The organism is Mycolicibacterium holsaticum DSM 44478 = JCM 12374 (assembly GCF_019645835.1).
Taxonomy (GTDB): Bacteria; Actinomycetota; Actinomycetes; order Mycobacteriales; family Mycobacteriaceae; genus Mycobacterium; species Mycobacterium holsaticum.
Genome location: NZ_CP080998.1, coordinates 1,425,719 through 1,444,669, shown reverse-complemented (window position 1 = coordinate 1,444,669; position 18,951 = coordinate 1,425,719). Strand labels below are relative to the sequence as shown.

Below are 18,951 nucleotides of genomic sequence, written 5' to 3'. Positions count from 1 at the left end.
GCCGCTACCCCGACAGGTTGAAATGGCCGGACTGACCGTAGATGGCCAGCGATACACACAACACCGCCAGCGAGGAGGACACCAGCGATGTTCGCACCGCGCGCCCTACTGCCTCGCCCACACCAGCAGGGCCGCCAGAGGCGGTGAAGCCGTAGTACGTGTGCACCAGCATGATGACCGTTGCCATGGTGACCGCCAACAGGAACGACCAGATCAGATCGATTGGGTTCAAGAAGGTGTTGAAATAGTGGTCGTACACACCCGTCGACTGCCCGTAAACCGCCGTTGTGCCGAAACGTGCGGACAGGAACGACATGAGGACCGCCACGCAGTACAACGGGATCACCACGATCACCCCGGCCACCACCCGCGCGGACGCCAGGTAGGCGACCGACCGGATCCCCATCACCTCCAGGGCGTCGATCTCCTCGTTGATGCGCATGGCGCCCAGTTGCGCGGTGGCCCCAGCTCCGATCGTTGCGGCCAACCCGATTCCAGCGGTCAACGGCGCGATCAGTCGCACGTTGAAATACGCCGATGCGAAGCCGGTCAGCGCCTCCACCCCGACCTCGGCGAATTGGTTGTAGCCCTGGACCGCCACCAGTGCGCCGGTGGTCACCGTCAAGAATCCGACGATGACGACCGTGCCGCCGATGACAGCCAACGCTCCCGCGCCCAAACCCATCTGGGCGATCAACCGGATGATCTCTACCCGATAGTGCACGAACGCATCGCCGATGGAACCCAATGTGCGGCCGTAAAACTCTGTCTGCACACCGATGCGGCTCAACCCCGCGACCCAACCGCGCGCGGTGCGTCTCAGGCGCGGAAACCGAGTACTCGGGACACCGACGGTCACGTCGTCGCCTCGACGCCTACCGCGGTCGCGATCACGTTGATCGCGAACAACGCCACGAACGTGTACACGACCGTCTCGTTGACCGCGTTACCCACACCCGCCGGCCCGCCGCCGACCGAAATACCCTTGTAGCAGGCGATCAGCCCGGCCGCCAAGCCGAAAAGCGCGGCCTTCACCAGCGAGATCAGCACATCTGCCAAGCCGGTCAACAACGTCAGCCCCGCCGCGAACGCGCCCGGGGTCACGTGCTGGACGTACACCGAGAAGAAGAACCCGCCGCAGATCCCGACCAGTACCACCACTGAGGACAGCAACGTAGACACGAAGGTCGCCGCCAACACCCGCGGCACCACGAGCGCCTGGATGGGGTTGATGCCCATCACGCGAAGGGCGTCCAACTCTTCACGTATCGTCCTCGCTCCGAGGTCCGCGCACATCGCCGTTGCTCCCGCACCGGATATCACCAGGACGGTCACCACGGGACCTAACTGCGTCACCGCTCCGTACGCTGCGCCTGTGCCGGAAAAATCTGCGGCACCGAACTCCAGCAACAAAATGTTGAAGGTGAACATCAGCAGCACCATGAACGGCACCGCCAGCATCAACGTCGGCAACAGCGAAACCCGCGCCACGAACCACGATTGCAGCAAGAACTCCCGCCACGCGAACGGTTTGCGTGGAATGAGCACCAGAGTGTCCAGCGACATGGCGAAGAACCCACCGACGGCGCGTGCCGGCTTGCCGATCACCGACGTGTTCAGCAAGACCATCACAGACCGTTTCGTCGATGTTGGGTCGTAGCCGTGTTCGCCATTTCTGAACCCGGTGAAAACCAGGTGCGCACCGGATTCTGCTGGAACGTTGGCACTGTCACTAGCCCCTGGTCGTCGGCTTGGTGGATCCGTTGGTGCTGGGGTCTGCCGGCGTGATATCGATCCCCTCGACGCCGAGCAGCTCCGTCAGCGCGGCCTCTGCCGGGCCTTCGGCGGACAGCGGATTCACAATGCCCAGGCGCACTGCCTCGTTCAGGGCGAGCCCGGCCACCACCAACCGTGCGGCCACGACCAGCAGCCGTGTCGAGGGCGGCTCGATACCGGCGTGGCGGGCCCGTCGTAACGCCACTGCGCTGCGCACCAGCCGCTCGGCGATGTCCTCAGACACCCCCGACTCGTGGATGACGACCCGTGCTTCGAGCTCGGGTCTCAGATAGTCGACTGCGACCGTCACGAAGCGTTGCCGGAAGGATGGCTTCAGCTCCTTGAGCAAGCTGCGTGACTCTGGGTTGTACGACGCCATGAGCGCGAATCCCTCAGCGGCGGGGATTGTTTCGCCGGTCCGGTCGAGGTAGAGCTCCCGGCGGTCGTCGAGAAGGGAGTGCAGGACCGCCAACGTGTCGCGGCGTGCCTCTGCGACCTCGTCGAGGTAGCACACATCGCCGTTGCGGACGGCCGTGGTGAGCGGACCGTCCACCCACCGGACATCTCCACCCACCACCAGGTAGCGGCCCAGCAGGTCACTGGCAGACAGTTCGTCGTGACACGAGACGGTGATCAGCGGTCTGCCGAGTGTCTCGCTCACGTGACGGACCAAACGCGTCTTACCGCAGCCGGTCGGCCCTGTCAGCATCACCCCGACGCCGCTCACGCAGGCCGCACGCATCGCGTCGCATTCCCCGCCGGCCGGCACGTAATACGCGCTGTCTGGCTCGAATTCGACTGCCGCTGTGGCGTTTTTCATTGACTAGTCAACTCCTCGTGTACGCGGCCGAGGACTGCGGGCAGATCCGCAGCTCTCGACACTCGATGGAACCGGCCAGGGCCGAACCGACGTTCAAGCTGCCCGTCGGTGGCCTTGCCGACCGCTAGCTGACGAAAGATGACGCCCGCCGCGACGGCCTCCTCGACCGCGCGGTTGACATCCGCATCGGCGTAGGCACCCTCGTAGCCTTCATCGGATGGCACCGCGTCGCCGATCGACAGCAGTACCCTGCGTTCTGCAGGCGCTTCCGCCAGCCTCTTCGTCACGTGGCGCAGGGCTGCGCCAAGGCGCGTGTAGCCCGACGGCCTGATCTCCGCTCCCGCAGGCAACGACCACACGGGATCGCTGAAGTTGCGCAGCCGGATGACCTCTACCCGGTGACGGGTTTCGCCGGTGAAGGCAAACACGGCGAATCGTTCGGCGCTGCTGCTCATCCCGGCGCACAGCGCGTCGCTGCACGCGAGTTGGAGCTTGAACTCCGCCCCGCCCCGGCCCTGTAACGAGGACGTAGCGTCGAGCAACATCGCCGTGGCGACATCGCGCTGTGCGGGCAGCATCGCCTGATATATCCGGTCGTCTGTATATCCCCCGGCCTTGGACTGCCCGAACTGCTCCACGTAGGCGGAGACGTCGAGTTGGTCACCGTCGTCCATCCGGCTCCGCCGGGCCAGTGCATGCGGGGCCATGAACCAACGTCGAATCTTCGGATCCAAGGTGGTATGCCGGTCATATCGCGGTGTCATTCGTCGTTCCACGACCGTGACGAAGTCTTGGCGGTACCGGCTGAGTCGGTAGTCCCACTCCGGATACGGCACGCCTACCCGGCGGTCGGCGTCACTGGATTCGGCTTCGCTGTCGGGCGATTCCTCGAAGATGACCAGCCGAGCAGATTCGCCCTCCGTGCCGCCGACCGGCATCGCGAGGCGCATGTGACGCAGATTGCGCCGGCTAGACCATGGCACCCGGTTGCGTCGCTTGCCGTCTCCGATGATTCGCTCACGGTGCTGGCTCAACGGTCGGATCCCGGGCGGAACGCCGAACAGCTCAGGAACATTGAGCACGAGGTTGCTGCGAGCCAACTCGTACGCCTGCTGCAGCAACTCGTCGATGTCGCTGACCGGCTCAGCCCGCTGGTCTGGCACCATCGCCGCGTAGCCCGGCGACATCGCAGGCCACGATGCGGTCGCCCAGCCCATCGCCGCCCGGCCCTCCACGATCCGCAACGCCCGTCGTTCCCGGGGCGTCAGCACCGACCAGTCGAGCGTCGACACCATCTCCTTGGTGGGCGAACTCTGCAACGCGATGCCCAGGGTCATCGCCCGAATGACGGTGATTCCCGGAGGGTTCGACTGCGCTACAGGCACATAGACGGTGGAGAGGTCCGTGCCGAACGAGCCGCGCTCACCCGAGACGAGCTGGGTGGCGTGTCGTCGCCCGCCGCTCAGCGCCGGAGCGAGAACCGCCGCGACGTCCGAAAGCGTACTGAGGTCGCACTCCGATGACGTTTGCACAGGCATTCGCTTCAGTGGCGACGGGTTAGGTGATCCTGGGAATGACCTCGCGGCCAAACAATTCGATAGACTCCATCACCGCTTCGTGCGGGATACCCGGCAGCGTTGTCTGACAAAGCATCTGGTCGACACCCGCCTCGAAGTACCGCTCGGCCTTCTTGGCGCACTCGTCGGGGGACCCAACGATCACCATGTCGTTGTCATTGACGACGTCGAAGGTCAGCTGTTCGAAGTCGATACCCATCATTTCCTGCAGGTAGTTGTAGCTACCCTCGCGAGGATCCATCCACTTGGCCGCCCCGACGAACGCCCCGAAGGCCCATTCGAGGTAGCGCATCACCGCCGCGCCGGCGCGCTCGCGCGCTACATCACCGTCTTCGGCGCAGTAGACCATCGTCATGGCCGCCACCTGATCGTTGACGAAGTGCCCGACGGGATCGGCATGCTTGATCCCCTCCCGGTACAGGGCGATTCGGGAGGCCAGCTCTTCCAGCGGCAGCATCAAGGTGAAAGACAGCAATCCCAGCCCCTTGCGCCCCATCAGCTCGTGCCCGGGAGCTCCGGTGGTCGCTGCCCACAGCGGCGGGTGTGGCTGCTGCACCGGCTTGGGAACCACAGATCGCGGCGGGAAGACGATGTCGCCCTCGCTGCGCTCGACAACCTCTTTGGTCCAAGCGTCGAGGATGATATCCAGGCTGCACTCCCACTGCTCGCGGGTATCGGCGGGGTTGATGCCGAAGCCTTCGAGCTCGAGCCGACTCAGGCTCCGGCCGGTGCCGAAGTCGAGCCGTCCGTGTGACAAAATATCAAGCACAGCAGCGGATTCCGCCACGCGGACCGGGTGGTTGTAGTTGTAAGGCAGCAGGCGTACCCCGTGGCCGAGGCGGATCCGCTCGGTCCTGGCTGCGATATGAGCCAGCATGACATCGGGCGCCGAGCTTTGCGAAGCCTCTTCGTAGAAGTGGTGTTCGACGAACCACACGCTGTCATAGCCGCACTTTTCAGCCTGAACGGCCTGTTCAACGACATCGTGGAACGAACGCTCAGTCAACTCCGGTGTGAACACCGCCTCAACCTCGTAGGGCTGGCCCTCGGAGTCGAACGCAGTGTGCTTCTCGCCGGGCCGTGGTTCCCGGGGGACCGGCATCTCGAACAACATCCCGCACTTTCGGGTCACCGACGTTCTCCTGTCTTGTTGTTTCGCGTTGGTCGTTAACTGGCAAAAACTAGGCAAACTTGTTGATGAAGGCGCCCGTGCGTTCGATCGAGGCCTGGGCCTCGGGCAAGAACGAGGCGAAGTACTGATAGACGTGCGGCAGGCCGTCGGCCACCGTCAGCGTCACCTCGACACCGTCGGACTGCGCCTTGGCCGCCATCCGGTGAGCGTCATCGAGCAGCACCTCTTCGCTGCCCACCTCGATCATCAGCGGCGCAAGGCCGGACAGGTCGGCGAACAGCGGTGAGACCATCGGGTCGGTCGGCGGGTGACCTTGAAGGTATGCGGTGGCCGACATCGTCAACGACTGGCCGCTGGCGATCGGATCGACGGCAGCTTTCGATTCGATTGTGGAACCCGACACCGTCATATCGACCCACGGCGACCACACGACGACTGCGGCCGGCCGGTTTGCGCCCTCGTCACGTAGCCGAATGGCGCACGAGATCGCCAGTCCCCCACCGGCCGAGTCTCCGAGCAGAGCCAGTCTGACGGGTTCACCGCCTCGTCGGCCCAGCACCCACGAAGATGCCGACGCCGCATCGTCGAGTGCCGCCGGATAGGCGTGCTCGGGTGCAAGGCGGTAGTCGGGCACCAGCACCGTGGCGTGCGCGGCGCGCGCGATCCGCGCCGCCGTCGAGCGAACACCTTCGGGGTTGCCGCACATCAGCCCGCCACCGTGGAAGTACACCACGTAGCGGCCCGGCTTACTTTCGCTCACGCGTACCTGTAGGGAGCGCACACCGTTGGCATCCACTTCGGTGATCTGTGCATCGGTGTCGATCGGGAAGTCGGAAAACATCGCGTCGTAGCCGGTACGGAATTCTTCGATCGTCGGTTCCGGATGATCGGGCAACATACCCCGCCACATGGCGAAGACTCGCGCCACGTTCTCGTTGCTGCCGCTCATGGACATCGCCGCCTCCGGTTGGTCCGAACAATGATGACCGACATTAACCGCTGACGCAGTTTCAGTCAACTGTCGGACTTCAATCCTAATGCGCATGAAGCATCGTCGTGGGGGCTGGTGCTGCGTATCACTGGGATGCGGCCGGCGTTCGACACCGCCGCGCACCACCCGGCCACCGTGAGAATGCGCAGATGGTCTGAGATCAGGAAAATCGGGTCAGTTCAACAGATCCACGAGCACCTGGTGGTCGCGCGAAGGCTCGGGCAGATCGAGCTTGTGGCCCATTCGGTCACGCTTGGCGCGCAGATAACTGAGATTGCTTTCGGTCACGGTCGAGGGCAGCGACACCTGCTCGACAACTCTGATTCCGCGCCGCTCGAGCTCGGCGCACTTCGCCGGATTGTTGGTGATCAGCCGCACCCGCACGATACCGAGGCCGGCCAGAATCGCCGCGCCTATCTCGTAGCTGCGGGCATCGACGGGCAGACCCAGATCGATGTTGGCGTCGACGGTGTCGCGGCCGCGTTCTTGAAGCGTGTAGGCGCGCAGCTTGTAGCCCAGCCCGATGCCACGGCCTTCGTGGCCCCGCAGATAAACCATCACCCCGCAGCCCTCGGCTGCGATGGCGCGCAGCCCACGCTCGAACTGGTTGCCACAATCACAGCGCAATGAGCCGACCACGTCGCCGGTAAGGCACTCGCTGTGCATCCGCACCAGGATCTCCGACCGGGCAGGGTCGGAGATATCACCCATCACCAAGGCGAGATGCTCCGTACCGTCGACAACCGAACGATAGGCGTGGGCTCGAAACTCACCAAAGCGGGTCGGCAGCCAGGCGCTACCGATGAGTTCGACGAATCGCTCTGTCGCCCTCCGGTATTCGACCAAGTCGGCGACGCTCAACACGGGCAGGCCGTGGTCGTGGGCGAATGCGTCCAGCTCCGCTCCGTGCGCCATCTGTCCGCCGGCACCGACGATTTCGCCGATCACCGCAACTTCGGACAGGCCGGCCAGCCGCAACAGGTCTATCGAAGCCTCGGTGTGCCCCGGTCGGTTCAGCACCCCGCCCTCGCGGTAGCGAAGGGGAAAGATATGCCCGGGGCGCCGGAAATCGGTTGCGGCGGCGTCTAGATCGGCGAGCGCCCGGATCGTCCGGCTCCTGTCCAGCGCGGAGACACCTGTCGTGGTGCTGCGATGGTCGACGCTCACGGTGAACGCGGTGGCGTGTGCGTCCTCGTTGTTCTGCACCATGGGAGGTAGCTGCAGCACGTCGAGGCGTTCACCGAGCATCGGCACGCAGATGATCCCGCTCGTGTACCGCACCAAGAAATCCAGGTCGTCGGGCGTCGCGAACTCGGCGGCCATCACGAGATCGCCCTCGTTCTCCCGATCCTCGTCGTCGACCACGATCACCATGCCGCCGACCGAGAGCGCGTGCACCGCTGACCAGACCGCGGAGGCCCCACCGGTATCGCGTCGATCACCGGAGGCTTTCGGCACCGCCCCCGGAAAGCGCCCAGTCGTCACCAGAACCTCCTCGTCCAGCCGACCGCAAGCGCCCCCGTGCGCTGACGTCAGCGGTTCCAGTCAATCCAAGGAGTGACCAACTGTCAACTGTTGGTCATTTAACCGACAGCTTAGGCCGGATCCGGCCGCATGTGCTCTTCGAGATAGCTGAGGTGATCGATCATGGCTTTTTCGGCCGCGTCGGGATTTTGCTTCTCGATCGCGCGGACGATCGCGATGTGCTGACGCACGGTGCGCTCCCCCACCTCGGCATCGAGGTCGAGGTGATGAACCGGTTCGGTGACCTGATGGAGCGCCTGGACAAATGCCGCCGCGACGCGGTTCCCGGAGGCCGCCCCGATCAGCGAATGCAGGCGTACGTCCAACTCCGGTACCACCGGGTCGTCGTGAGATGACGTTTTCTGCTGGTCGACGATCGCGCGCATCTCGGATACTTCGTCCTGCGTGCGGTTTTCCGCGGCCAGTCGCACGCACGGAACCTCGAGCATTCGGCGCACTTCGGCGGCCTCCTGGAAGGCAATCGAGCCCACCCGCACCAGGTTTTGCATGTCTTGGCCAAGTTCTTCGCCGAACGTGTGGTGGTCGAGCGCCCGAACGAAGCTGCCACCGCCCGCGCCGGGCACCTTTTCGATCAGACCATCGGCGACCAGCGAGCGCAGCGCTTCCCTCACCGTGGTGCGCGATACCCCGAAATCGCGGGACAGCGCCACCTCCGTTGGCAGTTTCTGGCCAGTCTTGACCACGCCGTTGCGGATCGCGGCCCGAATCTGCTCCTCGACTTGCTGGCGCGGGCGTTGCACGATTTTTGGCTTGAACGGTGAAGCCGTGAAATCTGCCGTCGTCAATTCCACACCCTTCCGGTGCTTTAGAAAACCCTGGTTAAAGCCCTATTTAAACCTATTTGCCTCTGGGTTCCAAGGGTACACCCGGGTGTGTCGATTTCATCCGCTGACCGTACTGTCGACTTTTAGCATGTTCGTGTTAATGTCGAACAGTCGTCCTACAGGCAGAAGGGGGCTGTGGATGTCCGACGGTCAAGGCAATGGTCTCGAAAACCACGACGGGCGTTCGGAATTGCCGCTGTCGGACGTGCGCGTCCTCGACCTCACCGGGTCCTACGCCGGTCCGACCGCCACGATGCTGTTGGCCGACATGGGCGCGTCGGTCATCAAGGTCGAAGACCCGCACGGTGATGACACCCGACGCTGGGGGCCGCCGTTCGTCAACGGCGCGTCCACGTGGTTCTTGTCGGCGAACCGGAACAAGCGCGGCGTCTGCCTTGATCTGAAAACGCCCGAAGGCGCCGAGTTTCTGCACCAACTCCTCGCCACCAGCGATGTGCTCATCACCAGCTTCAATCCGGCGAAGCTGGACCGCCTCGGGCTCTCTCCGGACGCGGTCACGCAACGTCACCCCGACCTGGTCTACTGCCTCATCTCCGGGTTCGGCCTCGACGGTCCAGACTCCGCGCTATCGGGCTATGACCTGATAGCACAGGCACGTTCGGGCCTGATGAGTGTTACGGGCCCTTCGCCCGACTCCCCGCAGCGAGTTAGCACCGCCCTGTCGGATTCGGTGGCCGGGCTGGTCGCCTCCTTCGCGATCGCCTGCGCGGTGTACCGCCAGCGTCGCACCGGGCTGGGCGATGTCGTCGACATCTCGTTGTTGGACTCGGCGCTTTTTCTGATGGCACCCAGAGTCGCCGCGTTTCTCGCCGGAGCCGAGGAACCCCGCCCATGCGGCGCAACCGACTCGGTCCTGACGCCATACCAGAGCTTCGCGACCAAAGACCGGCCGATCGTGGTGGCCGCAGGCAACGACCTGATGTGGCAACGCCTGTGCTCGGTGCTCGGCGACGATGCGTTGGGCGCGGACCCCGAACTCGCCTCCACCGAAGGCCGCCAACGTAACCGGCCCAAGGTGATCAACGCCATCGCCGAGCATCTGGTGCGCCGACCGGCGGCGGACTGGCTGGCACGATTCGCAAAAGTGGGTGTCCCGTCGTCGGCGATTCACACCCTCACCGAGGTCGTGCACGACCCGCAGCTCGAGTACCGCGAATCGATCATCAAAGCCGACCACCCGACCGCAGGGCCAACCGAGATGGTGGGCCCGCCATGGCGTCTGCTGTCCCACCCGAGCCGTGATATCAGGTTGCCCGCACCAGGTCTGGGGGAGCACACCGACGACGTACTGGCCGAGCTCAGCCGCGACGGCTTGGGCCGAGGTCTGTTACATCCCAACGGCGAACATCCCACCCCGCAGCCTCGAGATTGACCTGGGGGGTCGCCCACGATCACACGTATCGGTCGCGCAGGCACGCCTTGAGTACCTTGCCGGCCGCATTTCGCGGCAGCACATCGGCGAACTCGATGCGCTTGGGAACCTTGTACCCCGCCAACGACTCTCGGCAGACGCACCGCACATCTTCGGCCGTCAGCGTCTGTCCGGCACGGGGAACGACCACCGCGGTGACCGCCTCCCCCCATCGATCGTCAGGTAGCCCTATGACGGCCACCTCACTCAGCGCCGGCAGCCGGGCGATCACGTCCTCGACCTCGCGTGGATAGACATTCTCGCCGCCGGTGATGATCATGTCCTTCTTACGGTCCACGATGTACACCAGGCCCTCCTCGTCCATCCGGGCAAGGTCGCCGGTGCGCAGCCACCCGTCGACGAGGACTTCCGCGGTGGCCTGTTCGGCGCGCCAGTAGCCTTTCATCACCTGGTCCCCCGATACGACGATCTCGCCGATCTCGCCGATCGGTACATCTTTCATGTCGTCGTCGACCAACCGAACCGTCGCAAGGCATTCCATCTGGCCCGCGGCCGACAGCAGCCCAGGTTCGCCAGTGATCGCCCGGTGATGGTGGTCCAAACCCAATATCAGGACGTTGCCCGCGAGTTCGGTCATTCCGTAGGTCTGGACGAAGACCTCGCCGAAGCGCTCGATACCGCCTTCCAGCAGCGTCGGTGCCATCGGAGCCGAGCCGTATACCAGTAGTTCGACCGACTCGAGCCGGGCGCTGTCGATGTCGGGGTGCTGCAACAGAAAGTTGAGCATCGTCGGGGCCAGGCCGGTGTGGGTGATTTCGTGTTCTTCGACCAGGCGAAGGTATTCGGCCGCATCGAAGGAGGACATCAGCACGACGGTGGCCTGGCGCAGGTGGTACATGAGGGGGATAAACGCCGCGACATGGCACAGCGGGAAGCAGAAGAGTTGGCGGTCGTCTCGATCGGGTTTCCACTCGATCATCGCGTTCAGCAGTGCGCTGACGATGTTGCGGTGGGTCAGCATCGCGCCTTTAGGGCGACCCGTGGTCCCGGACGTGTAAACCAGCCAGGCAACGTCGTTTTCGTCACTGTGTCCGCGTGCCGGCTCCAGCGCCGTGGCACCCAGCAACGAGCGATAGCTCAACGCCCCGGATTGTTCATCCCCGATGACCACCACGTGTCGAATCGACGGCACGGCGGACCGGATCTCGGTCAGCCGTTCATAGTGGTTGCCCCCGACGATCAACACCGCCGGTTCGGCGTCGGACAGCACATACTCGATCTCGGGCACGGCCAATCGCTGGTTGATCAGCGCGAGGGTGTTCCCGGCCTGCGATACCCCGTACAGGCAATCGATGTACTCCACGCAGTTGTCCGCCAGGATGGCCACACGTTCGCCGGGTTCGGTGAGCATGCTCAGGCCGGCAGCCAGCCTGCTCGCCCGGTCCGAAAGTTCCCAGAACGCCCAACTGACCCCGTCGCAGACGAGCGCAGGGTGGGCCGGGCGCCTGAGGGCCGCACCGTGGACGATCGAACTCAGTAGCATGCGGCCCCCAACTCCTCTACCTTGCCCTGTATTGTCCGACTTTAGTCATAACTCCGGCCCTTGCCAAGGCCACGACGTGGGAGCGCAGTTGACCGTGCCGAATTCCGGTTCCTCACCAGCCCAGCCCCTTGAGGTCGGGGTGGGTTTCTGGAGCATGCAATCGACCTACATGCGTCCCATCCCGAGAACGCAGGTGTACGAGGAGGCGGTGGCGGAGGCGCGCACCGTCGAGGAGTTGGGGTTCGACACGCTGTGGATGGGCGAGCATCACCTGTCCTATGACGGCTATTGCCCGTCCCTTTTTCCGGCGGCGGCCGGTCTGCTGACTGCCACCAGCGGGCTACGGATCGCCTCCGGGGTGATGGTGGTGCCCTTCCACACCGCAACGCGAATCGCGGAAGGAACCGCCGCGCTGGCATCCTTGGCGCCCGGGCGATTCCGACTGGCGGTCGGGATCGGTTATCGCCCTGTCGAGTTCGCCGCCGCAGGAGTGAAGCTGGCGGATCGAGCGCGGCTGACCGACGAGCGACTCGACCAGCTGAGCAGCCCCGGCTCACAGGACCGGACGGGTCCCATCGACTTGTGGTTCGGCACCGGTGTTTCGCACGGCGTCGCGCGGGCCGCCCGATTCGGGGCCTCGGTGCTGCTCATGCCCACCGTCACCAGCCGGAACGTGGCGGCGATGCGGGAGACCTGGGCCGAGGCCCTGCCGCGGCGAGCCGATCGGCCGCCGAGGTTCGGCGCGATGCGGGAGTGCTGGGTGGATGACGATCCGGCAATGGTGCAATGGGCCCGCGGCCGATTACTGGAGATGTGGCGGCACTACTCGAATTTCTGGCTTGACGATCCCGCCGGCCAGCGGGCGCGCCGCGACGAGTTGGCCGAACAGATGACCAAGCAGGCCGTCTTCGGCTCCCCGGGGGAAGTCGTCGACCGCCTCGGCCGGCTCATCGAGGCCGGTGTGGACACGCTGGCGCTACGGGTGCGCTTCGACGGCGTCAGCGGTACCGCGCTGCGGCGTTGCCTGGACCTGCTCGCGGACAAGGTCTTACCGCAGTTGGGCGGGCGGGTATGAGCGGCCCTCGGCTCGCGGTTGCGGCATCCGGTGCAGACGCCGCAGAAATCCGACGACTGGCCGGGATCGCCGAACACCACAACATCGATGCCCTCGTCGTGGGCGCCGTCACGGCCGGCTTCCCCAATGCCGACGACACGTACGTGATGACGGCCGCCGGTGGCGTCACCGCCTGCACGCGGCACCTTCGGATCGCGGTGGCGCTCAGTTTGCGAGGCTCGGCGCCGCCCTTGCGGATCGCCGAGGACATCGGCGTGCTGGATGTGATGTCGGCCGGTCGACTCGAGTTGCTCCTACGTCGCCAGCCCGACGAGCGTTGGAGCCGGGACCTCGCCGCCGTCCTGGGCGCATGGTCGGGATGGCCGCTCGACGACGGCCGGCTGATGCCGGTCACCCCCGCGCCGGTGCAACCCAACATACCGGCCTGGACCGTCGACGTGTCCTCGCGCCAACCGACGGCAAAGCCGCTGGCACAAGGGAAGTCGATGATTTTCGTCGAATGGTCCCACGGGACAGCGGTGCCCGGCATCGTGGCGCTGCAGAACATCAGGCACGCCAGGGACGCGGCGGGCGCCGCGACGGTCGTGGTTGACGTCGGTTCGGTGCCCAAGGGCGATCGCGTCGAGGTGATTGCCGTGCTGGGTGCCGTCGTGGCGCCGTGCCTGCGGTGCGCTGCCGACGAAGTGGCGATCCTCGCGCAGGACGCCACCGACTGGCTCGTGCGACGTACCGACCTGCACCACCCGCCACGCGGGTAACAGACCGCACGGCGCGCGGCCGATTTGTCTATGTTTACCGCGTAAGTTTAAAGATAGACATTGACACGTGCGCCTTGCGCCTCTACTTTGGGGCGAGCCGTCAACTGCGCGTACCACTTCCCTTCGACGCCGAGGAGCCCCATCGTGACGACTGCAGCTCAAGCCGCCCGACAACTGCTTGATGGTTTCTCAGCTGGTGACCTGGCTGCCGCCCTCGCCGCGATCGATCCCGAGCTGGAGTTGACCTACTCCGACGCCGTCCCCTGGAGCGGTGTGTGGCGGGGCCATGCGGGTTTTCAGCAATTCGCAGGCAAGATGCTGGAGCGGTTCGAAGTTCAGGTCCTCGACTATGAGGTGTTCGACGCGGGGGACGGCAATGCCGCCAGTCGGGTGATGACCCGGTTCACCTCCCGAGCCACCGGTGAATCCGTCGACATGCCGGTCGCCGAACTGTATTGGGCCCGCGATGGCAAGCTATACCGCATCGAGCCGTATTACCAGAATCAGACGATCATCGCGGAGATGTACGCCAAAGCCGCTGCGCTCTAACCGCTTAAGCGATCCGCCGACCACCGCCCACAGTCCCGGGAATGCCACCCCGTCAGAAGCTGCGTGGCATCCCGAGGGACTCGGCGATGAAGTTCAAGGCCATCTCGTTGGCAATCGGAGCCAGCCGGTAGAGGCGGGTGCGACGCCAATAGCGGTTCACCCCGCATTCTGTCGTGTAGCCGATTCCGCCCATCACCTGCATGCCCAAGTCACAAGCGGTGAAACAGTTTTCGGCGGCAACTGCCTTGGCGGCGGTCGCCTCGGGACCGCAGGGGCGCGCCTGGCTCTGTAGCCATGCCGCGCGGTACACCATCAGCCTCGCCTGCTCGATGAGCAGGTGCATCCGCGCCACCGAGTGCTGCACCGACTGGAATCTGTTGATCGCACCGCCGAACGCCTGACGTTGCCCGGCGTAGGCGATCACTTCGTCCAGGGCGGCCTGTGCCCAGCCCAGGCACAGCGCGGCCGTACCGATCCGTTCGTGGTTGAGCATGTCGATCAGGTGATAAAAGCCGCGATCCACCTCGCCGATGACGCGATCGGATCCCACGCGCACGGCGTCATATCCGACGATGTTGGTGTCCTCCCCGCTGAGGACCTCGATGGGATCGATGCTGACGCCGGCTGCATCGGTGTCGACCAGGAACAGCGTCACCCCACCGGCTTTCTTGCCCTCACCGATCGGCCGTGTTCGTGCCGCCACGATCAAGTGATGCGCCGAGCGGGCCGCCGAGGTGAAGATTTTCCCGCCATTGATCACCCAATCGTCGCCATCGGCGGCGGCGGTCGTTCGCATCGCGCCCAGCACGTCGGTCCCGCCGCCGGGTTCGGTGAGCGAGAGCGCAAAGCGACGCCGGCCCGCGACCAGTTCGGGTAGCAGCGTCTTCTTCTGTTCCTCGGAACCGGCGGTCGCGAGCAGGTGACCGCCGAAGCACATCGTGGGAAACAGCGGCCCGATCGCGTCACCGGCCGGCGATGCGGCCTCCACCACCAACGTGGAATCCACGATGTTGCCGCCAGATCCGCCGTACGCGGGATCGATGCCGACTCCCAGCCAGCCCGCCGCGGCGAACTTATGCCAGATGTCCTCGCGATGCTCACCGGCTTTCGCGCACGCGGCGACGACGTCCGGCGGGCACTCCCTGCGCACGAAGCTGCGTACCGAATCCTGCAACATCTGCTGCTCGTCGGTGAGCATGAAATCCATCCGGCCTCCTCATCGCCACGAAAACGGCTAGGTCTGATGATATACATACCTGACTACTGTCGGACCTTTACCATGGAGGTGCCTCATGAGCGGTCAGCTCACCGGTCCGCTGGCCGGTCTCAAGGTGGTCGAACTGGCCGGCCTTGGCCCCGCACCGTTTTGCGCGATGCTGCTCGCCGACCTCGGCGCCGACGTGACCTGTGTGGACCGCGCAGCCTGGGTGGGCACCTCCGAACCCATGGATGTGCTGCGCCGGGGGCGCCGATCCATCGCAGTGGACCTCAAACATGACCGGGCCGCGGAAACCGTGCTGCGACTGGTCGAGCGCGCAGACGTCTTCCTGGAGGGGTTCCGTCCCGGGGTGGCCGAGCGCCTGGGCGTAGGACCGCAACCCTGCCGTGACCGCAACCCGGCCCTGATCTACGGCCGGATGACCGGTTGGGGTCAGGATGGCCCGTTGGCCAGTGTCGCCGGCCACGACATCAATTACATCGCGGTCGCCGGCGCGCTGCAGCCCATCGGTCGGGCCGGGGAACCGCCGGTGCCCCCGCTCAACCTGCTGGGTGACTTCGGCGGCGGCGGAATGTTGTTGGCATTGGGTGTGCTTGCGGCATTGCAGGAACGCGCGGTATCCGGGTTGGGCCAGGTAGTCGACGCCGCGATGGTCGACGGAGCATCACTTTTGCTCACGATGCTGCACGATCAACGTCACATCGGCATGTGGTCGGAGCGTCGCGCCGACAACTACATCGACACCGCGGCACCGTATTACGACACCTATGAGACGTCCGACGGTCAATATGTGGCGGTCGGAGCCATCGAACCGCAGTTCTGGTCGGAATTGCTCCGACTGCTCGACCTCGACCCAGCAGAGCTACCCGACCAGGAAGACAAGGACAAATGGCCCGCCATGAAGCGGCGGTTCGCCGACATCTTTGCCAGCCGGACCCGCGACGCATGGTGTGAGATCTTCGACGGCGCCGACGCGTGCGTCACCCCCGTTCTTGCCCCCAATGAGGTCGCAGCCTATCCACACATGGCGGCGCGCCGCGCGATGATCACCGTCGGCGACCGCGTGCTGCCTGCACCGGCGCCGCGGTTCAGCCGGTCCTACCCGGCCCACCCGAGCCAACCGCCCCGACCGGGCCAGCACAGTGTGCACGTGCTGGCCGGCGCCGGGTTCAGCGAGGATGAAATCAATGACCTGCTCTCCTCAGGGGCGGTGGCCGGCGACGACGGCGGATCACCGGCTCACATCCGGAACACGCCGTAACCGCCCTTGACGCCGCGCACTTCGGCGGAATGGGTCGCCGACAATGCCATCCCGAGCACGTGCCGGGTATCCCTGGGGTCGATGATTCCGTCGTCGTAGATCCGCGCGGTGTTGTACAGCGCCGTTGACTCATCCTCGATCTGGGCCTCGATGGACTGCCTCATCGTCGCGTCGGCATCCTCATCGAACGGCTTACCTTGGGCCAGCGCGGATTGGCGCGCGACGATCGAGAGCACGCCGGCCAGTTGTGTTCCGCCCATCACGGCCACCCGCGCCGTCGGCCAGGAGAAGGCGAACCGCGGGTTGAACGGCCGGCCCGACATACCGTAGTTGCCCGCGCCGTAGGACGCACCGGCCATCAGGGCGATATGCGGCACCGTGCTGTTGGCCACCGCGTTGATCAGTTTCGCCCCGTCCTTGACGATGCCCCGCTTCTCGTACTCGGCGCCGACCATGAACCCGGTGCAGTTGTGGATGAAGATCAACGGCTGATCCATCTGGTTCGCCAATTGAATGAACTGCGCGGCTTTCTCGGACTCTTCGTTGAACAGGACGCCCTGTTTGTTGGCCAGAATCCCGACCAGATATCCGTGAATTCGCGCCCACCCAGTCAGCAATGCCTGGCCGTAGTAGGGCTTGAATTCGTCGAACTCGCTGCCATCCACGATCCGCGCGAGAAGTTCGCGGATATCGAAGGGCACCTTCGGATCTGCCGAGGCGATGCCGAGCAGGTCCCCGGCATCCTCCAGCGGCTCGACAACGGGACCCGGCTCCGGACCGAGCTTGCGCCAGCCCAGATGCGAAATGATCTGTCTGGCAAGCCGAATGCAGTCCACCTCGTCGTCGGCAAGATAGTCGCACAGCCCCGAGTCGCGGGCGTGCATCTCGGCACCACCGAGAGTCTCGTCATCGGACTCCTCCCCGGTGGCCATCTTCACCAGCGGCGGCCCGCCCAGGAACACCTTGCTCTGGTCCTTGATCAGGATCGTGTAGTCGCACATGCCGGGCACGTAGGCGCCACCGGCGGTGGCATTGCCGAACACCAGCGCGACGGTGGGCACCCCCATCGCCGACATCTGCGTGAGGTGCCGGAACTGGTTGCCGCCCCGCAGGTAGAACTCACCCTGGCTGGGCAGGTCCGCGCCGCCGGACTCGACAAGAAACAACAGTGGCAACCGGTTCTCCCGGGCGATGTCCATGGCCCGCAGGATCTTGGTCACCGATATGGGATTGATCGCCCCGCCCCGCACGGTGGGATCACTGGCGATCAGCATGCACTCCGCACCCTCGACGACACCGATCGCGGTCACCACGCTGCCACCGGTCGGAAAACCGGTCCCGACAGCGGCCAGCGGCGACAGTTCGATCATCGGGCTGCCGATGTCGACGAGCAGTTCGATCCGCTCCCTGGGTAACAACCGCCCTCGTTCGCGGTGCCGGTCCACATACTTCTGGCCACCACCACCGAGCGCCTGTCCCACGTGCGCCTGGACCTCGGCCAGCGCGCGCTCCATCTCCTGCCGGTTGTCGACGTAAGCGCTCGCCCCCTGATCGACCGACGTTCTGAGCCGCTGCATGAGCCTCCTATGCCGAGTTCGACTGACGAACAACCCGAGGACGGGTATTGTCCAATGTCGGACTATACCCAGGAGGCGCGATACTTTGTCCACCCTGACGAACCAGCTCCGCGCCGATCTGGCCGCCGAGTACGACGACCTGGAACACACATTGGCAGCCGTCGGGCCGGACCAATGGGACGCGCCCACCCCCGCCGAAGGATGGGCGATCATCGATCAACTCGCACATCTGGCGTGGTCGGAGACGGTCGCCGCGCAGGCCGCGCTCGACCCGGACGGCTACATCCAGTGGCGCGACGCTCTCGACGGTGATTTCGAGCCAGCCGTCCTCGCCGGCTTGGAGCAGGGACGCCGGCTGTCACCGGCCGCCCTGCGGACACGCTGGCGGGAGGCGTCTCGGCGGCTTCTGACGGCGATCGACGGGCTGGCTCCCGGTAAACGTATTCCCTGGTTCGGACCCTCGATGAGCGCCACCTCGATGATGTCGGCCCGGCTGATGGAAACGTGGGCGCACGGACAAGACATCGCCGACGTGGTCAAAGTCGAACGGACGCCGACGGCCAGGCTGCGACATATCGCACATCTGGGCGTCGCCACTCGCGAGTGGAGCTATCGGCTTCGCAACCGTCCAGCGCCCGAACACGAGGTGCGGGTGGCGCTCACCAGCCCCGACGGCGACACCTGGGCGTGGGGTTCCAGCGACGCCCCCGAGCGGGTTGTCGGAGCGGCGCTCGACTTCTGCCTGGTCGTCACCCAGCGCCGCCACGTACTGGACACCGCGCTACGGACCGAGGGGGTGCACGCCGCCGACTGGATGGCAATCGCCCAGGCCTACGCCGGCGCCCCCGGCCCCGGGCGCCCACACGGATTAGTGGGCTAGTATCGGCATGATTTCAACTGTCCGACATTAT

General features: G+C 65.2%; 17 protein-coding genes. 6 read left to right on the top strand and 11 right to left on the bottom strand.

Features of this window, described 5'->3' with window-relative positions:
- Positions 1-4: 4 nt before the first annotated feature.
- From K3U96_RS07010 to K3U96_RS06975, 8 genes are all read right to left on the bottom strand, one after another.
- A complete protein-coding gene (locus K3U96_RS07010) occupies positions 5-859 on the bottom strand; it encodes an ABC transporter permease (protein WP_220692507.1) in 855 nt (284 codons plus the stop codon).
- A complete protein-coding gene (locus K3U96_RS07005) occupies positions 856-1,629 on the bottom strand; it encodes an MlaE family ABC transporter permease (protein ID WP_220693432.1) in 774 nt (257 codons plus the stop codon). Before K3U96_RS07005 ends, K3U96_RS07010 begins: the two co-directional genes overlap by 4 nt.
- 103 nt (positions 1,630-1,732) lie before the next feature.
- Positions 1,733-2,596, bottom strand: a complete 864-nt coding sequence (locus K3U96_RS07000; RefSeq protein WP_220692506.1) for a CbbQ/NirQ/NorQ/GpvN family protein — start codon at positions 2,594-2,596, stop codon at positions 1,733-1,735.
- Positions 2,593-4,134, bottom strand: a complete 1,542-nt coding sequence (locus K3U96_RS06995) for a nitric oxide reductase activation protein NorD (RefSeq protein ID WP_069404925.1) — start codon at positions 4,132-4,134, stop codon at positions 2,593-2,595. Before K3U96_RS06995 ends, K3U96_RS07000 begins: the two co-directional genes overlap by 4 nt.
- Before the next feature lie 19 nt (positions 4,135-4,153).
- Positions 4,154-5,287: an LLM class flavin-dependent oxidoreductase gene (locus tag K3U96_RS06990; RefSeq protein ID WP_069404924.1), complete on the bottom strand. Its 1,134-nt coding sequence runs from the start codon at positions 5,285-5,287 to the stop codon at positions 4,154-4,156.
- Between the two features lie 67 nt (positions 5,288-5,354).
- Complete coding sequence (locus K3U96_RS06985) at positions 5,355-6,254, bottom strand: alpha/beta hydrolase (RefSeq protein WP_220692505.1); 900 nt, start codon at positions 6,252-6,254, stop codon at positions 5,355-5,357.
- Between the two features lie 216 nt (positions 6,255-6,470).
- Complete coding sequence (locus K3U96_RS06980; protein WP_268928483.1) at positions 6,471-7,754, bottom strand: bifunctional 3,4-dihydroxy-2-butanone-4-phosphate synthase/GTP cyclohydrolase II; 1,284 nt, start codon at positions 7,752-7,754, stop codon at positions 6,471-6,473.
- A gap of 137 nt (positions 7,755-7,891) precedes the next feature.
- The gene (locus K3U96_RS06975; protein WP_069404948.1) at positions 7,892-8,626 is read right to left on the bottom strand and encodes a FadR/GntR family transcriptional regulator; all 735 of its coding nucleotides are present in this window, start codon (positions 8,624-8,626) and stop codon (positions 7,892-7,894) included.
- Between the two features lie 178 nt (positions 8,627-8,804).
- On the opposite strand from K3U96_RS06975, the gene K3U96_RS06970 reads away from it, so the two are divergent.
- The gene (locus tag K3U96_RS06970) at positions 8,805-10,058 is read left to right on the top strand and encodes a CaiB/BaiF CoA transferase family protein (protein ID WP_069404922.1); all 1,254 of its coding nucleotides are present in this window, start codon (positions 8,805-8,807) and stop codon (positions 10,056-10,058) included.
- A 19-nt stretch (positions 10,059-10,077) separates the two neighbouring features.
- On the opposite strand, the gene K3U96_RS06965 is transcribed toward K3U96_RS06970, so the two are convergent.
- Positions 10,078-11,601 carry an acyl-CoA synthetase gene (locus tag K3U96_RS06965; RefSeq protein ID WP_220692504.1) on the bottom strand — a complete coding sequence of 508 codons (1,524 nt, stop codon included), beginning with the start codon at positions 11,599-11,601 and terminating at the stop codon, positions 10,078-10,080.
- A gap of 154 nt (positions 11,602-11,755) precedes the next feature.
- Between K3U96_RS06965 and K3U96_RS06960 the strand changes: the two genes are divergently transcribed.
- The 3 genes from K3U96_RS06960 (at position 11,756) to K3U96_RS06950 (ending at position 13,983) form a co-directional block, all read left to right on the top strand.
- Positions 11,756-12,676, top strand: coding sequence for an LLM class flavin-dependent oxidoreductase (locus K3U96_RS06960; protein WP_220692503.1), 921 nt, complete (start codon positions 11,756-11,758; stop codon positions 12,674-12,676).
- Complete coding sequence (locus K3U96_RS06955; RefSeq protein ID WP_220692502.1) at positions 12,673-13,434, top strand: LLM class flavin-dependent oxidoreductase; 762 nt, start codon at positions 12,673-12,675, stop codon at positions 13,432-13,434. The genes K3U96_RS06960 and K3U96_RS06955 overlap by 4 nt, the downstream gene beginning before the upstream one ends.
- A gap of 144 nt (positions 13,435-13,578) precedes the next feature.
- The gene (locus K3U96_RS06950) at positions 13,579-13,983 is read left to right on the top strand and encodes a nuclear transport factor 2 family protein (RefSeq protein ID WP_069405402.1); all 405 of its coding nucleotides are present in this window, start codon (positions 13,579-13,581) and stop codon (positions 13,981-13,983) included.
- A 52-nt stretch (positions 13,984-14,035) separates the two neighbouring features.
- Here the strand turns inward: K3U96_RS06950 and K3U96_RS06945 are convergent, their stop codons facing one another.
- Positions 14,036-15,190: an acyl-CoA dehydrogenase family protein gene (locus K3U96_RS06945; RefSeq protein WP_220692501.1), complete on the bottom strand. Its 1,155-nt coding sequence runs from the start codon at positions 15,188-15,190 to the stop codon at positions 14,036-14,038.
- Between the two features lie 85 nt (positions 15,191-15,275).
- Here K3U96_RS06945 and K3U96_RS06940 point away from each other — a divergent pair, with 85 nt between their 5' ends.
- Positions 15,276-16,463 (top strand): CaiB/BaiF CoA transferase family protein, encoded by a 1,188-nt coding sequence (locus K3U96_RS06940; RefSeq protein ID WP_220692500.1) that lies wholly within the window; start codon positions 15,276-15,278, stop codon positions 16,461-16,463.
- Here K3U96_RS06940 and K3U96_RS06935 read toward each other — a convergent pair.
- Positions 16,442-18,040: an acyl-CoA carboxylase subunit beta gene (locus K3U96_RS06935; protein WP_220692499.1), complete on the bottom strand. Its 1,599-nt coding sequence runs from the start codon at positions 18,038-18,040 to the stop codon at positions 16,442-16,444. The two genes, K3U96_RS06940 and K3U96_RS06935, sit on opposite strands and share 22 nt — an antisense overlap.
- A gap of 85 nt (positions 18,041-18,125) precedes the next feature.
- Between K3U96_RS06935 and K3U96_RS06930 the strand changes: the two genes are divergently transcribed.
- The gene (locus K3U96_RS06930; protein ID WP_230982389.1) at positions 18,126-18,920 is read left to right on the top strand and encodes a TIGR03084 family metal-binding protein; all 795 of its coding nucleotides are present in this window, start codon (positions 18,126-18,128) and stop codon (positions 18,918-18,920) included.
- The last annotated feature ends 31 nt before the right edge of the window (positions 18,921-18,951 follow it).

Coding starts and splice junctions, on each gene's coding strand:
- K3U96_RS07000 (WP_220692506.1), bottom strand. CDS start 2,596: ATGAAAAACGCCACAGCGGCAGTCGAATTCGAGCCAGACAGCGCGTAT.
- K3U96_RS06940 (WP_220692500.1), top strand. CDS start 15,276: ATGAGCGGTCAGCTCACCGGTCCGCTGGCCGGTCTCAAGGTGGTCGAA.
- K3U96_RS06990 (WP_069404924.1), bottom strand. CDS start 5,287: ATGTTGTTCGAGATGCCGGTCCCCCGGGAACCACGGCCCGGCGAGAAG.
- K3U96_RS06945 (WP_220692501.1), bottom strand. CDS start 15,190: ATGGATTTCATGCTCACCGACGAGCAGCAGATGTTGCAGGATTCGGTA.
- K3U96_RS06935 (WP_220692499.1), bottom strand. CDS start 18,040: ATGCAGCGGCTCAGAACGTCGGTCGATCAGGGGGCGAGCGCTTACGTC.
- K3U96_RS06995 (WP_069404925.1), bottom strand. CDS start 4,134: ATGCCTGTGCAAACGTCATCGGAGTGCGACCTCAGTACGCTTTCGGAC.
- K3U96_RS06965 (WP_220692504.1), bottom strand. CDS start 11,601: ATGCTACTGAGTTCGATCGTCCACGGTGCGGCCCTCAGGCGCCCGGCC.
- K3U96_RS07005 (WP_220693432.1), bottom strand. CDS start 1,629: ATGGTCTTGCTGAACACGTCGGTGATCGGCAAGCCGGCACGCGCCGTC.
- K3U96_RS06960 (WP_220692503.1), top strand. CDS start 11,756: ATGCAATCGACCTACATGCGTCCCATCCCGAGAACGCAGGTGTACGAG.
- K3U96_RS06970 (WP_069404922.1), top strand. CDS start 8,805: ATGTCCGACGGTCAAGGCAATGGTCTCGAAAACCACGACGGGCGTTCG.
- K3U96_RS06985 (WP_220692505.1), bottom strand. CDS start 6,254: ATGAGCGGCAGCAACGAGAACGTGGCGCGAGTCTTCGCCATGTGGCGG.
- K3U96_RS06955 (WP_220692502.1), top strand. CDS start 12,673: ATGAGCGGCCCTCGGCTCGCGGTTGCGGCATCCGGTGCAGACGCCGCA.